Origin of the sequence: Burkholderia sp. EMB26, from assembly GCF_024730645.1 — a bacterium.
Taxonomy (GTDB): Bacteria; Pseudomonadota; Gammaproteobacteria; order Burkholderiales; family Burkholderiaceae; genus Burkholderia; species Burkholderia cenocepacia.
Genome location: NZ_CP078070.1, coordinates 2,740,696 through 2,754,748, shown reverse-complemented (window position 1 = coordinate 2,754,748; position 14,053 = coordinate 2,740,696). Strand labels below are relative to the sequence as shown.

10 protein-coding genes are annotated in these 14,053 nt (G+C 69.0%); 4 read left to right on the top strand and 6 right to left on the bottom strand.

Annotated elements, in window-relative coordinates; all coding sequences use genetic code 11:
* Positions 1–69: 69 nt before the first annotated feature.
* Positions 70–3,084 (bottom strand): phosphoenolpyruvate carboxylase, encoded by a 3,015-nt coding sequence (gene ppc, locus KU887_RS12975; RefSeq protein ID WP_258250199.1) that lies wholly within the window; start codon positions 3,082–3,084, stop codon positions 70–72.
* A gap of 208 nt (positions 3,085–3,292) precedes the next feature.
* Between ppc and hemC the strand changes: the two genes are divergently transcribed.
* Genes hemC through KU887_RS12960 form a run of 3 tightly spaced genes read left to right on the top strand, consistent with a single transcriptional unit; the run spans position 3,293 to position 7,457 of the window.
* Positions 3,293–4,297 carry a hydroxymethylbilane synthase gene (gene hemC, locus KU887_RS12970; protein ID WP_043205620.1) on the top strand — a complete coding sequence of 335 codons (1,005 nt, stop codon included), beginning with the start codon at positions 3,293–3,295 and terminating at the stop codon, positions 4,295–4,297.
* Positions 4,297–6,267, top strand: coding sequence for a fused uroporphyrinogen-III synthase HemD/membrane protein HemX (gene hemDX / locus KU887_RS12965; protein ID WP_084750568.1), 1,971 nt, complete (start codon positions 4,297–4,299; stop codon positions 6,265–6,267). The genes hemC and hemDX overlap by 1 nt, the downstream gene beginning before the upstream one ends.
* A gap of 2 nt (positions 6,268–6,269) precedes the next feature.
* Positions 6,270–7,457 (top strand): heme biosynthesis protein HemY, encoded by a 1,188-nt coding sequence (locus tag KU887_RS12960; protein ID WP_077055725.1) that lies wholly within the window; start codon positions 6,270–6,272, stop codon positions 7,455–7,457.
* Positions 7,458–7,554: 97 nt separating this feature from the next.
* Here KU887_RS12960 and KU887_RS12955 read toward each other — a convergent pair whose 3' ends face one another.
* The 5 genes from KU887_RS12955 to KU887_RS12935 all read right to left on the bottom strand — a co-directional run bounded on the left by KU887_RS12955 (position 7,555) and on the right by KU887_RS12935 (position 13,180).
* Entirely contained in the window at positions 7,555–8,781 is a 1,227-nt protein-coding gene (locus tag KU887_RS12955) for an alpha/beta fold hydrolase (protein WP_258250198.1), read from the bottom strand.
* The gene (locus KU887_RS12950) at positions 8,778–9,191 is read right to left on the bottom strand and encodes a helix-turn-helix domain-containing protein (protein WP_006489657.1); all 414 of its coding nucleotides are present in this window, start codon (positions 9,189–9,191) and stop codon (positions 8,778–8,780) included. Before KU887_RS12950 ends, KU887_RS12955 begins: the two co-directional genes overlap by 4 nt.
* 255 nt (positions 9,192–9,446) lie before the next feature.
* Positions 9,447–10,751, bottom strand: a complete 1,305-nt coding sequence (locus KU887_RS12945; RefSeq protein ID WP_006489648.1) for an MFS transporter — start codon at positions 10,749–10,751, stop codon at positions 9,447–9,449.
* A gap of 145 nt (positions 10,752–10,896) precedes the next feature.
* A complete protein-coding gene (locus tag KU887_RS12940; protein WP_212150782.1) occupies positions 10,897–11,655 on the bottom strand; it encodes an SDR family oxidoreductase in 759 nt (252 codons plus the stop codon).
* A gap of 85 nt (positions 11,656–11,740) precedes the next feature.
* Positions 11,741–13,180, bottom strand: a complete 1,440-nt coding sequence (locus KU887_RS12935; RefSeq protein ID WP_006497163.1) for an aldehyde dehydrogenase family protein — start codon at positions 13,178–13,180, stop codon at positions 11,741–11,743.
* A 335-nt stretch (positions 13,181–13,515) separates the two neighbouring features.
* On the opposite strand from KU887_RS12935, the gene ppa reads away from it, so the two are divergent.
* Positions 13,516–14,043 (top strand): inorganic diphosphatase, encoded by a 528-nt coding sequence (gene ppa / locus KU887_RS12930; RefSeq protein ID WP_006489643.1) that lies wholly within the window; start codon positions 13,516–13,518, stop codon positions 14,041–14,043.
* The last annotated feature ends 10 nt before the right edge of the window (positions 14,044–14,053 follow it).

Below are 14,053 nucleotides of genomic sequence, written 5' to 3'. Positions count from 1 at the left end.
TACGCATCGACGCGTATCGCGGCTTTCGTTATCCCGGGCGGCGCGGAGCGTGCCCGCGCCGCCCGCGGATCAGCCGGTGTTGCGCAGGCCGGCCGCGATCCCGTTGATCGTCAGGTGAATCCCGCGGCGCAGCCGCGCGTTCGTGTCGCCCGCGCGGTGACGCTTGATCAGCTCGACCTGCAGGTGATTCAGCGGATCGAGATACGGGAAGCGGTTCTTGATCGAGCGCGCGAGCAGCGGGTTGGTCGCGAGGCGGCCTTCGTGCCCGGTGATTTCCGCGAGCGCCTGCGACGTGCGTTCCCATTCCGCGACGATCCGCTCGAACACGTGCTTGCGCAGCTTGCGATCGGACACGAGTTGCGCATAACGCGACGCGACCGCGAGATCGGTCTTCGCGAGCACCATGTCCATGTTCGACAGCAGGTTCGAGAAGAACGGCCAGGTCTTGTTCATCTTCTTCAGCAGCGTGACGCGCTTCGTGCGTTCGGCGGCGTCCGGCGCGCCGTCGAGATACGCGCTCACCGCGCTGCCGAAGCCGTACCAGCCGGTCAGCAGCAGCCGGCACTGGCCCCACGAGAAGCCCCACGGAATCGCGCGCAGATCCTCGATCTTGCGCTGCTTCGGGTCCTGCAGCTTGCGCGACGCCGGCCGGCTGCCGATGTTCAGCTCGGCGATCTCGGTGATCGGCGTCGACGAGAAGAAGTAGTCGGTGAAGCCCGGGGTTTCATAGACGAGCGCGCGGTACGCGGCCATCGCCGAGTCGGACAGCGTCTGCATCGCGGCCTCGAACGCGGGCAACTGCGCCGGTGCGTTCGACTGCGGCAGCAGCGACGCCTCGAGCGTCGCGGCGACGACCGTCTCGAGGTTGCGCCGGCCGATCGACGGGTTCGAGAACTTGCTCGCGATCACCTCGCCCTGTTCGGTCAGGCGGATCTGGCCGTTCACGGTGCCCGGCGGCTGCGACAGGATCGCCTGGTAGGTCGGGCCGCCCCCGCGGCCGACCGTGCCGCCGCGGCCATGGAACAGCCGCAGCGTGATCTTGCGCTCGCGGAACAGGTCGACGAGCGCGAGTTCCGCGCGATACAGCTCCCAGTTCGACGTGAGGAAGCCGCCGTCCTTGTTGCTGTCCGAGTAGCCGAGCATCACTTCCTGTTCGGCGCCCTGATGCGCGATCAACGCGTCGATGCCCGGCAGCGCGAAGTAGTCGCGCATGATGCGCGACGCGTCGCGCAGGTCGGGGATCGTCTCGAACAGCGGGATCACCATCAGGCTGTTCTTCGCGTCGCGGCCCGGCACGCCGAGCGTGCCTTCGAGCAGGCCCGTCTCCTTCTGCAGCAGCAGCACCTCGACGAGGTCGCTGACGGTTTCCGTATGCGAAATGATGTAGTTGCGCACCGCGCGCGCACCGAACTGCGTGCGGACCTCGCGCGCCTTCTCGAACACGCCCAGCTCGCTCTGCGCGAGCGCCGAGTATTCGAGGTACGGCGAGCGCAGCGGGCGCGGATCGGCGAGCGCGGCGAGCAGCACGCGCAGCTTGTCTTCCTCCGCGAGCGCCGCATAGTCGGCCTCGACGCCGGCGCGCGCGAACAGTTCGGCGACCACCGCCTCGTGGATGTCGGAACTCTGGCGCAGGTCGATGCTCGCGAGATGGAAGCCGAACACTTCGGCCGCGCGCACGAGCGGCGCGAGGCGCGGCGCGGCGAGCGACGCGCCGTGGTGCTCGTCGAGCGACGCGGTCAGCACCTTGAGATCGGCGACGAACGCTTCGGAATCCTCGTATGGAATCGCACGCACGGGCGGCGCGCCGCGGCCCGCGCTGCGCACCGGCACCGTGCCTTCGCCGAGACGTACGCGCGCGCTCGCGGCGAGCCGCGTGTAGATGCCGATCAGCGCGCGGCGATACGGTTCGTCGACGCGGTGCGGCGACTGGTCGGGCGATGCGGCCGCGAGCGCCTTCACCGCGTCGTTCGCGCCGACCAGCAGGTTCGACACCGACAGCTCGGCGCCCAGCTTGTGCACCTGTTCCAGGTAATGTTCGAGGATCACCGCGGCCTGGCGGTTGATCGCCTCGTCGAGCGTCGCCGCGGTCACGTTCGGGTTGCCGTCGCGATCGCCGCCGATCCAGCTGCCCATCTGGAAGAACGCGGGCACGCGGGCCGACAGGCCGTGCTCGGCGAGCGCGGCCTCGATGTCGCCGTACAGCGCGGGCAGTTCGTCGAGGAACGTCGCGCGGTAGTACGACAGCGCGTTCTCGATCTCGTCGCCGACCGTCAGGCGCGAGTCGCGCAGCATCCGCGTCTGCCACAGCGCGGTCACGCGCGCGCGCAGCATCGCTTCGTTGTACTGGCGTTCGCGCGCGGTCAGCTCCTGGTCGCGCTCCGCGAGCAGGCGCGCGATGTCGTGCTGCGCATCGAGGATGCTCTTGCGCTGCACTTCGGTCGGGTGCGCGGTCAGCACCGGCACGATCAGCGCATCGTCGAAGAAGCGCTGCAGCAGGCGCTTCGACGCGTTGCCGGTGGTTTTCAGCTGGTCGAGCGCGTACGCGACCGTGCCGGGCTGCGGCGCGGACCCGGCCAGCGCGTGGATGCGGCGGCGGCGGTTGTGGTGGCGGTCTTCCGCGATGTTCGCGAGATGCGAGAAATAGCTGAACGCGCGCACGACGCTCACCGTCTGCTCCGGCGTCAGCTTGCGCAGCTTCTTCTCGAGCGTCTGCGCGGCTTCGCTGTCGTCCTCGCGGCGGAACTTGACCGCGGTCTGGCGGATCGTCTCGACCACGTCGAACACCGTATCGCCTTCCTGTTCGCGCACGACGTCGCCGAGCAGGCGGCCGAGGAAGCGGATGTCCTCGAACAGCGGGCCGTCCTTGTCGTCGCGCGTGCGGGTGCCGGCCTTCGGTGCGACGGCCTTGCGGGCGGGGGCGCCGGCGGCTTTCGTCGCGGATTTTGTCTGATGTATCGGGTCTTTCGGTTTCGTTGCCGTTTTCGCACGGCCGTTCGCGGCGGTGGCGAGGGTGCCCGTCGGGGCGTCGGGGGAGGGCAAGGCAGCATTGCGGCGCGCCGTACGCGCCGATCCGGAAGACTTCACGATGGGTTTCCTTGGGAAAGCTCGAGTCAAAAGGAACTGCGGAAACTGCGGGAACTGCGGTCAAGCAACCAGCTACGTGCGGCACATCCGCACAACGGCGCCGCGACCCGCACGGAGGCAGGCCGGGCGCAGGCTCCGGGCCCGGGCGGGCTGGGGCGTGCGTGCTACCATTGTTCGATCTTCAATCCCGTCCTTCGATGTTCCAGCAATGAATTCCGAGACCCCCGCGGCCGGGCCGCAACAGGCACAGCCGCCCGCGACGTTGACGATTGCTTCGCGCGAGAGCCGCCTGGCGATGTGGCAAGCCGAACATGTGCGTGATGCGCTGCGCAAATTATATCCAGCTTGTGACGTGAAAATCCTCGGGATGACGACGCGCGGCGATCAGATTCTCGATCGCACGCTGTCGAAGGTCGGCGGCAAGGGCCTGTTCGTGAAGGAACTCGAGGCCGCGCTGGCCGACGGTCGCGCCGATCTCGCCGTGCATTCGCTGAAGGACGTGCCGATGGCGCTGCCCGACGGCTTCGCGCTCGCCGCGATCATGGAGCGCGAAGACCCGCGCGATGCGTTCGTGTCGAACGACTACGCGTCGCTCGACGCGCTGCCGGCCGGCGCGGTCGTCGGCACGTCGAGCCTGCGCCGCGAAGCGATGCTGCGTTCGCGTTACCCGCATCTCGAGGTGCTGCCGCTGCGCGGCAACCTCGATACGCGGCTCGCCAAGCTCGACCGCGGCGACTACGCGGCGATCATCCTCGCGGCCGCTGGCCTGAAACGCCTCGGCCTCGAAGCGCGGATCCGCGCGCTGCTCGACGTCGAAGCCAGTCCGCCGGCAGCGGGCCAGGGCGCGCTCGGCATCGAGATCGCCGCGCACCGCGACGACGTCGCCGCGTGGCTCGCGCCGCTGCACGACCCGCGGACCGCGCTCGCGGTCGAGGCCGAGCGGATGGTGTCGCGCGCGCTCGGCGGCAGCTGCGAGGTGCCGCTTGCCGCGCATGCGGTGTGGCGCGCGGGCGAGCTGTACCTGACGGGCCGCGTGTCGACCACCGACGGCAAGCGCGTGCTGACGGCCGAGGAGTGCGGCGCGGTCGTGACCGTCGCCGATGCGCTCGCGCTCGGCCGCGCGGTGTCCGACGAGCTCGAGGCGCAAGGCGCGCTCGACATCGTCCAGGCGCTGCTCGCGGGCTCGCAGGCCGCCGGCAAGGGCGACGCCTGATGGCGGGCGGCGCGCGCGCGTTCACCGCTGTCCTGACGCGTCCGGACGGCCAGTCCGACGCGCTTGCGGCGCAACTGGCCGATGCCGGTTGCGACGTGCTCGAATTCCCGCTGATCGACATCGCGCCGGTCGACGATCCGGCGCCGCTCGACGCTGCGTTCGCGGCGCTGGCCGACTACGCGCTGGTGATCTTCGTGTCGCCGAACGCGATCGACCGCGCGCTCGCGCGGTACGGCGCGATCTGGCCGAATGCGCTGCCGGTCGGCGTGGTCGGGCCCGGCAGCGTCGCGGCGCTCGAGCGTCACGGCATCGCGGCGCCCGCGCATCGCGTGATCGCGCCGCAGGCGCCGGCCGACGGCGGCGTGCCTCATTACGATTCGGAAAGCCTGTTCGCGAGCATCGAGGCCGCGTTCGGCGGCGCGCCGGCGCTGGCAGGCAAGCGCGTGCTGATCGTGCGCGGCGACGGCGGGCGCGAATGGCTCGCCGAGCGGCTGCGCGAGGCCGGGGCCGACGTCACGCTCGTCGCCGCGTACCGGCGCGTCGTGCCGGAGCCGCGTGTCGGCGCGTGGGAGCGCGTGCACGCGCTGCTCGACGGCCAGCCGCACGCGTGGCTCGTCACGAGCTCGGAAGGCGTGCGCAACCTGCACGAGCTCGCGCGGGCCCACCTGAACGATGCCGAGATCGACGCATTGAAGCATGCGCCGCTCGTGACGCCGCACCCGCGGATCGAGCAGTCCGCGCGCGCATTGGGTTTTGATAGGATTACGCTGACCGGCGCGGGCGATGAGCGCATCGTCCGCGCGTTTCGAACGATGGCCGACGAGGCCGTCCAACCGGCGACAGCCGCTCCGGTGACTAAACGCATGACAGATACCAACGATTCCAAAAGCGTCGCTTCCCAGCCGGCCGCTGCATCCGCACCGCCGACCAGCCCCCCTTATCTCGCGCCCGAGCCGCCCGCACGCCGCGGCGGCAGCGCGGTGCTGTGGTTCGTCGTCGTCGTGCTCGGCTGCGCGGCAGGGGTCGGCGGCTACGCGCTGAACCGCAAGATCGACCGGCTCGACGGTACGTTCGTCGCGCGCCAGAAGGCGCTCGACGCGCAGACGGCCGAAACGCGGATGAAGACCGAGCAGGCGCTCGCCAGCACGCACCAGGTCGACACGCAGCTCGCGCAGCTCGACGGCAAGCTGGCCGATGCGCAGAGCGCGCAGCAGGCGCTGCAGCAGCAATACCAGGACCTGTCGCGCAACCGCGATGCGTGGATGCTCGAGGAAGTCGATCAGATGCTGTCGAGCGCGAGCCAGCAGCTTCAGCTGACCGGCAACACGCAGCTCGCGCTGATCGCGCTGCAGAACGCCGACGCGCGTCTCGCGACGTCGCAGAGCGCGCAGGCCGTCACGGTGCGCAAGGCGCTCGCGCAGGACATCGAGAAGCTGAAGGCCGCGCCGGCAGCCGATCTCACCGGCCTCGCGATCAAGCTCGACGACGCGATCGCGAAGATCGACGCGCTGCCGCTGTCCGGCGAGGCGATCGTGCCGCACGCGGCGCCGAAGGCCGCGCCGGTCGACGCCGCGTCGTCGGTCGCCGCCGGCGAGCCGCGCTGGAAGGTGTGGTGGCACGACTTCTCGGCCGGCCTCGGCCAGCAACTGAAGGGGCTCGTGCAGGTGCGCCGGATCGACAACGCGGACGCGATGCTCGCGTCGCCCGACCAGGGCTACTTCGTGCGCGAGAACGTGAAGCTGCGCCTGCTCACCGCACGGCTGTCGCTGCTGGCGCGCAACGACAGCGCGATGAAGGCCGACCTGCACGCCGCACAGGCATCGCTCGGCAAGTATTTCGATCAGGCATCGAAGGACACGCAGACCGTCGAGGATCTGCTCAAGCAGGTTGACGGCGCGTCGCTGACGGTCGCGGTGCCGAACCTGAACACGAGCCTGACCGCCGTTCAGCAGTTCAAGAGCCGGGGGTAACGATGACGCTTCGAGGAATCGTCTGGCTCGCGGTCCTGTTCGCGATCGCCGCGGCGCTCGCCACCGTCGGCCGTTTCGACGCGGGGCAGGTGCTGCTCGTCTATCCGCCGTACCGGATCGACGTGTCGCTGAACCTGTTCGTGATCGCCATCGTCGTGCTGTTCATCGTCGTGTACGCACTGCTGCGCATCGTGCGCAATATCTGGCGCATGCCGCAGCGGGTCGCCGCGTATCGGGCGCGTGCGCGCAACGAGAAGGCGCAGGCATCGCTGCGCGATGCGATCGCGAACCTGTACGCGGGCCGCTTCTCGCGTGCGGAGAAGGCCGCGCGTGAAGCGCTGACCGTCGACGCGAACCTGGGCGCCGCGAGTCTCGTCGCGGCCACCGCCGCGCACCGGATGCACGAGTACACGCGCCGCGACGACTGGCTGTCGAAGATCGACGCGCCCGAATGGCAGGATGCGCGGCTGCTCGCCGCCGCCGACATGCGCGCGGACGCCCGCGACGCCGACGGCGCGCTCGCCGCGCTGGCCGACATGCAGGCCGGCGGCAAGCGCATTCATGCGCAGCAGGTCGCGCTGCGGGCGCAGCAGCAACTGAAGAACTGGGCCGAGGTGCTGAAGCTCGCGAAGGCGCTCGAAAAGCGCGAGGCGCTGCATCCGGCCGCGGCCGTGCGGCTGCGCCAGCAGGCGGCGGAAAACCTGCTGCGCGAACGCCGGCACGATCCGGACGCGCTGCTCGAAGTGTGGCAGTCGCTGTCGCCGGTCGAGCGCCAGTCGCCGCGTCTCGCCGATCTCGCGGCCGAACTGCTCGTGCCGCTCGATCGCCGCAACGAAGCGCGCCGCATCGTCGAGGACGCGCTCGCGCACAACTGGGATGCACGCCTGCTGCGCCGTTACCCGGACACGGCCGGCGCCGATGCGCTGCCGCTGATCCAGAAGGCCGAAGGCTGGAAGAAGGATCATCCGGAAGATGCCGACCTGCTGTTCGCGCTCGGCCGCCTCTGCCAGCAGCAGCAGCTGTGGGGCAAGGCGCAGTCGTTCCTCGAATCGGCGCTGAAGCTGGCCGACAACGAGGCGCTGAAGGTGCGGGCGCATCGTGCGCTCGCCCGTCTGTTCGAGCATCTCGGCGAAACCGACAAGGCCGCGAAGCACTACCGCGAAAGCGCGCTCGCGATCACCGTGGTGTGACGCGGCGCTGCGCCGCGCAGCGTAAAAAGCCCCGAACGCCGATCGGCCTTCGGGGCTTTTTTTTGCCCGTAGCGAGGCGCGGGCGGCCCGCGGCGCGTTACGCGCCGAGCCTGCGCAGCAGGTCGTCCTCGCTCGGGACGAACCAGACCGATTTTCCGCGATTGCACTCGCGAACGAGCGCGCGCAGCGCTTCGCTGCGCGCGAGCCGGCGGTCGATGTCGCCGACCACGCCGAGCCGGACGCCGTAGTTGGTCAGCTTTTGCAGCACGGCGCCGGCCAGCCCGCTGTCGAGCCGGTAGAAGTCGTCGTGCAGCATGTCCGCGGCGACCGCGATCCAGTCGGCTTCATGCTCGCGCGCGAGCGCGACGAGATCGAGCGCGTCGCTTTCCCGTTGCACGAGGCCGGCGGAAGGATCGCGGACCAGCACGCGGCTGCCGGCGGCCTGAACGATTCGATGGGGCATGTCGAACGTGTCCGTCGATGAGAGAAAAGTGCGCAGGGTGTCGCGTTGCCCGCGGATGAAGTGAGGCTGTTCGGGAAGAAACCGCACCTGCGCGTGCGGCACGAGGCGCGTCAGGCGATCCCGCGTGTCGCGGGAATCGAGCATCACGTCGCGGCCTCCGACGATCGCCAGCACGGGCATCGACAACGTGCGGAGCATGGTGTCGTCGAATACCGGAACCGGCTCGATGCGCGGCCGAAAGCCGCGATCGATGGCGCGCATCAGGGCGAGCGCGTCCCGTTCGGCCGGCGTCGATGCGGGGGGCAGGCGACCCAGCACGCGCCGCCGCACGCATGCACGCCCGGCATCGCCGAGCAGCATCAGCGGCAGCGCCCACCACAGAAACGGCTTCTGCCTGCCGATGCCGGACGGGCAGAGCAGCGCGAGCCGGGTGACGCGCGGCGGCCGCCGCAACGCGAAGTCGAGCGCCGTTCGCGCACCGAGCGAGATGCCGACGAACGCGGCGCGCGACACCTGCAGGCCGTCGAGCACGTCGTCGAGCCACTGCGCATAGGCGTCGCCTGCGAGCGGCGGCCGCGCCGGCGCGCTCGGTCCCGCTTCGCCGATCACGTCGATCGCGTAGAGCCGGAAGTGCGTCGACCAGTCGGCCGCGTGATGCTGCCAGCTTGCCGCCGTCGTCTGTGCGCCGTGGATCAGCACGACCGGCGGCGCGTGTTCGGGGCCGCAGACGATGACGTGCGTCGCGCCATGACGCGTTTGCACGGTGACGCGCCGATGCCCGGCCGGCCAGTGCGACAGCGCGGCCGCGTACGCGGCGCGAATCGCACGGGCATGGCGGGGCGACTTGAAGATTGCGCTCATGTCCCGCTTTGCTGGAGCAGCATGTCGAGCGACGACATCAGCGCGGCCGTGTCCGCCGGTGTCGCGGTCACGATGATCTTGACCACGCTCGAGGCGGGATCGAACGTGACGTCGATTCGCACGGGGTCGACGTACGATGCGCGGCCTGACGCCATTGCGTGCAGCGACCGCGACAGGTACTGGTGCAGCGACTGCGACGCATCGGGAATGTCGACGATGCTGGTGACACGCACCGCACGCGGCGCGGGCGAGGCCGGCTCCGTCCGGGCGAACGCGGCGAGGTCCGCGTCGAGGATGCGGTATGCACGGCCGACCCGCGTCGCGCGCAGCTTGCCGTCGCGAATGAACCGCAGGACGGTCTTCGGATGGACGCGCAGGCGGGCGGCGGTGTCTTCGACGGTGTGGAACATGAATTGTAGGGTAGGAGATTCCTTTGGCTGTCTTTATTGTTCCATATAAAAAGGACTATAAGGGAACAATTTTGTCATTAATGGGATGTCGCCGGATGGGCGAGACGTTCAGCCGATCCGGGGTGTGCCTGTCCGGAATCGAAAACGCCCCGGCGACCGGCAATGCCGGACGGCGGGGCGTATCGGGGAAAAACGGGCCGGAAATCGGCCGGCATGTTCGATCGATCCGGGCGCGCGTTTACGCGCCGCGCGTCGTCACTTGTCGACGAGCCGTTTCGGCACCGACAGCGCCAGCAGCCCGCCGAGCACGAGGAACCCGGCCAGCATGTACATGCCCGCATCGTTGGCGCCCGTCACCTGCTTGAGCCAGCCCATCAGGTACGGACTCAGGAAGCCGGCGAGGTTGCCGATCGAGTTGATCATCGCGATGCCGGCGGCGGCCGCCGCGCCGCCGAGGAACGCGGTCGGCAGGCTCCAGAACAGCGGTAGCGTCGTCAGGATGCCGATCGTCGCGAGCGTGAGGCCGAGCATCGCGAGCGCCGTCTGGTGCGCCCAGATCACCGACAGCACGAGGCCGATCGCGCCGATCGCGGCCGGAATCGCGAGGTGCCAGCGGCGTTCGCGGTGCTTGTCCGCGCTGCGCGCGATCAGGATCATCGCGACCACCGCGGCCGCATACGGAATCGCGGACAGCAGGCCGATCATGAACGTGTCGGTCACGCCCGTCGCCTTGATGATTGTCGGCAACCAGAAGCCGACGCCGTACAGCCCCATCACGAACGAGAAATAGATCAACGCCATCAGCCACACGCGCGGGCTCGACATCACGGCGCCGAGCGGCAGGTCCTCCTTGGTGGCTTCCTCCGCGTCGACGTTGCGGGCGAGCAGCGCCTTTTCTTCGTCGGTCAGCCACGTCGCCTTCGCGATCCGCTCGTCGAGCGTGAAGAACACGAGCACGCCGGCGAGCACCGACGGGATGCCTTCGAGCAGGAACAGCCATTGCCAGCCGTGCCAGCCGCTGACGCCGTCGAACGCCTTCAGGATGAAGCCCGAGATCGGCCCGCCGATCACGCCGGACAGCGCGACGGCCGTCATGAAGAACGTCGTCATCCGGCCGCGCCGGTGCGCGGGATACCAGTAGGTGAGATAGAGGATCACGCCGGGGAAGAAGCCTGCTTCGGCGACGCCGAGCAGGAAGCGCATCACGTAGAACATCGCGGGCGTCGTGACGAACATCGTCAGGATCGAGATCACGCCCCACGTCGCCATGATGCGGGCGATCCACACGCGGGCGCCTACCCGGTGCAGGATGATGTTGCTCGGCACCTCGAACAGGAAATAGCCGAAGAAGAAGATCCCGGCGCCGAGCCCGTACACGGTATCGCTCAGGTGCAGGTCGCTCGCCATCTGCAGCTTCGCGAACCCGACGTTCACGCGATCGAGATACGCGACCACGTAGCACAGCAGCAGGAGCGGCACGAGCCGCCACGACACCTTGCGGTAGGTTGCTTCCTCGAATGCGCCGGACGAGCCCGGCAGCGACTGCGTCGATGTTGCCATGTTGTCTCCTGTCGATCCGGATGAGCGCTTGCGCGATTGCCTGGATCGGATGCACCGCTGTCCTTGTAGTGGCCGGATCGGGCGCGGTGATGCCCGATCCGGTTTCGTGCGAAGCAATACGGGGCGATCGTGCGGCCGGGTACGACTAGATGCAGCGTCCGCCGTCGACTTCGAGGCAGACGCCGGTGATGAATTCCGCTTCGTCGGATGCCAGGTAAAGCGCGGCGTTCGCGATGTCCTGCGGCGTCGAGAAGCGGCCGAGCGGGATCGTCGCGAGGAAGCGGCGGCGATTGTCCGGGGTGTCCTCGCAGCCCATGAACTCGGTCATCAGCGCGGTTTCGCCGAGCACCGGGTTGATGCAGTTCACGCGGATGCGGTCGGCGCCGAGCTCGGCCGCGAGCGATTTGCTCGCGGTGATCATCGCACCCTTCGTGCTGTTGTACCAGACGAGGCCCGGGCGCGGCCGCACGCCGGCCGTCGACGCGACGTTCACGAACACGCCGCCGCCCTGGGCGCGGAAATACGGGACGAAGGTCTGCACACACCAGAACAGGCTTTTCATGTTGACCGCGTACACGCGGTCGAATTCGGCCTCCGTCACGTCGAGCACGGGCTTGTTGCGGTGCGTGGTACCGGCGTTGTTCACGACGATCTGCACCGCGTGGAAATCGTCGAGCGCGGCCTGCAGCAGCGTGCGCCAGTCGTCCTTTTTCGACACGTCGCCGGCCACCGCGATCGCCTTGCCGCCCGCGAGCGCGATCTCGCTCGCGACGCGCTCGGCCGCCGCGCCGTTCAGGTCGTTGACGACGACGTTCGCGCCTTCGCGCGCGTATGTCTTCGCGATGCCTTCGCCGAACCCCGAGCCGCCGCCCGTGACGATGGCCGTCTTGCCGGTCAACCGCATGGTGTGTCTCCTGTGCAGGTAGTGCGAGTCGTCGTGTGTCGGCGGGCGGCCGGGTGCTAGCGGCCGCCCGTCGCGTGCCGTGCGTTCAGCCGTGCCGGATCGCGATCGTCTTCAGCGCGGTGAAGCCGTACAGCGCCTCGAAGCCTTTCTCGCGGCCATGGCCCGAATGGCCGACGCCGCCGAACGGCAGCTCGACGCCGCCGCCCGCGCCATAGTTGTTGATGAACACCTGGCCCGCGCGCAGGCGCCGCGCAAGACGCATCTGGCGCGCGCCGTCGCGCGTCCAGATGCCCGCGACGAGGCCGTACGGCGTGCCGTTCGCGAGCGCGACGGCTTCGTCCTCGTCGACGAAACGCATCGCCGCGAGCACCGGGCCGAACACTTCCTCCTGCGCGAGCCGGTGCGACGGCGGCACGTCGCGCAACAGCGCGGGCGCCTGATAGAAGCCGCTTTCGGGCGCATCGGCGACGACCTGCCCGTGCGCGGCCATCGGAATGCCGTCGTGCTGCGCGTCGGACAGGAAATCCCACACGCGTTGCTGCTGCTTCGCGTTGATCAGCGGGCCGCAATCGAGATCGGCGCGGCTCGGGCCGACGCGCAGCCCGTTGAACGCGGTGGCGAGACGCTCGACGAGCGGCTCGTACACCGCGCGCTCGATCAGCACGCGGCTGCCGGCCGAGCAGGTCTGCCCGCCGTTCTGCACGATCGCGGACACGAGCACGGGCAGCGCGGCGTCGAGGTCGGCATCGGCGAACACGATTTGCGGCGACTTGCCACCGAGTTCGAGCGTGACCGGCACGTGGTTCTCGGCGGCCATCTGCGTGACCAGCTTGCCGGTGGCCGGCGAACCCGTAAACGAGATGTGGTCGATGCCCGGATGGCGGGCGAGCGCGGCGCCCGCTTCATGGCCGTAGCCGGTGACGATGTTGAGCGCGCCGGCCGGCAGCCCGGCCTCGACGGCGAGTTCGGCGACGCGCAGCACGGACAGGCACGCGTCCTCGGCCGGCTTGACCACGCACGCGTTGCCGGCCGCGAGCGCCGCGCCGACGCTGCGCCCGAAGATCTGCATCGGGTAGTTCCACGGCACGATGTGGCCCGTGACGCCGTGCGGTTCGCGCACCGTCAGCACCGTGTAGCCGGCCTGGTAGGGGAGGGTTTCGCCGTGCAGCTTGTCGGCCGCGCCCGCGTAGAACTCGAAGTAGCGTGCGAGCGCGGCTGCATCGGCGCGCGCCTGCTTCAGCGGCTTGCCGGTATCGCGCGCCTCGATCGCGGCGAGTTCCTCGATCGAATCGGTCACGCGCGCCGACAGCCGCATCAGCACGCGGCCGCGCTCGGCGGCGCTCGCGGCGCCCCATGGGCCTGCGAATGCGTCGCGGGCCGCGGCGACCGCGCGCTCGATGTCGGGCGCGGTGCCGCGCGCGATCGTCGCGAACGGCTGGCCGTCGGACGGATCGACGACCGGGATGGTTTCCAGTTGCGCGGGCAACGTCCATTCGCCCGCGATGAAGTGCTTCGCTTCTTCCATGTCTCCTCCTGTCGACCCGAGTTAGCGCTTCAGCGGTTACTCGGGTCCCATGCATCGCGGTCGACCCGAGTTAGCGCTTCAGCGGTTACTCGGGTCCCATGCATCGCGGTCGACCCAGGTTGGCGCTTCAGCGCTTGCTCGGGTTCCATACCTTGTGATTGACGTGCAACGCAGCCGGCCCGACGCCCGGACATCCGGAACGATTATCGCGCCGATCGTCATCCGGACGCCACCGGTCGATTGGCTATAATGGCGCATTCCTTTTGGGGGACGCCCGCGGCGGCATCGGCCGCGGCGCCCTGTCCCGAATTCCCATCGACCTACAGAGAGTGCTCATGAGCTTCAATCATGTTCCGGCCGGCAAGGACCTGCCGCAAGATTTCAACGTGATCATCGAGATTCCCGCGCAAAGCGATCCGGTGAAGTACGAGGCGGACAAGGAACTGGGCCTCCTCGTCGTCGACCGCTTCATCGGCACGGGCATGCGCTACCCGGTGAACTACGGCTACATTCCGCAGACGCTGTCGGGCGACGGCGATCCGGTCGACGTGCTGGTGATCACGCCGTTCCCGCTGCTGGCCGGCTCGATCGTGCGTTCGCGCGTGCTTGGCATGCTGCAGATGACCGACGAGTCGGGCGTCGACGCGAAGCTGGTCGCGGTGCCGCACGACAAGATCTGCCCGATGACGGCGAACCTGAAGACGATCGACGACGTGCCCGAGTACCTGAAGGACCAGATCAAGCACTTCTTCGAGCAATACAAGGCGCTCGAGAAGGGCAAGTGGGTGAAGGTCGAAGGTTGGGCCGGCATCGAAGCCGCGCACAAGGAAATCACCGACGGCGCCGCGAACTACAAGAAGTAAGCGGCGTGCC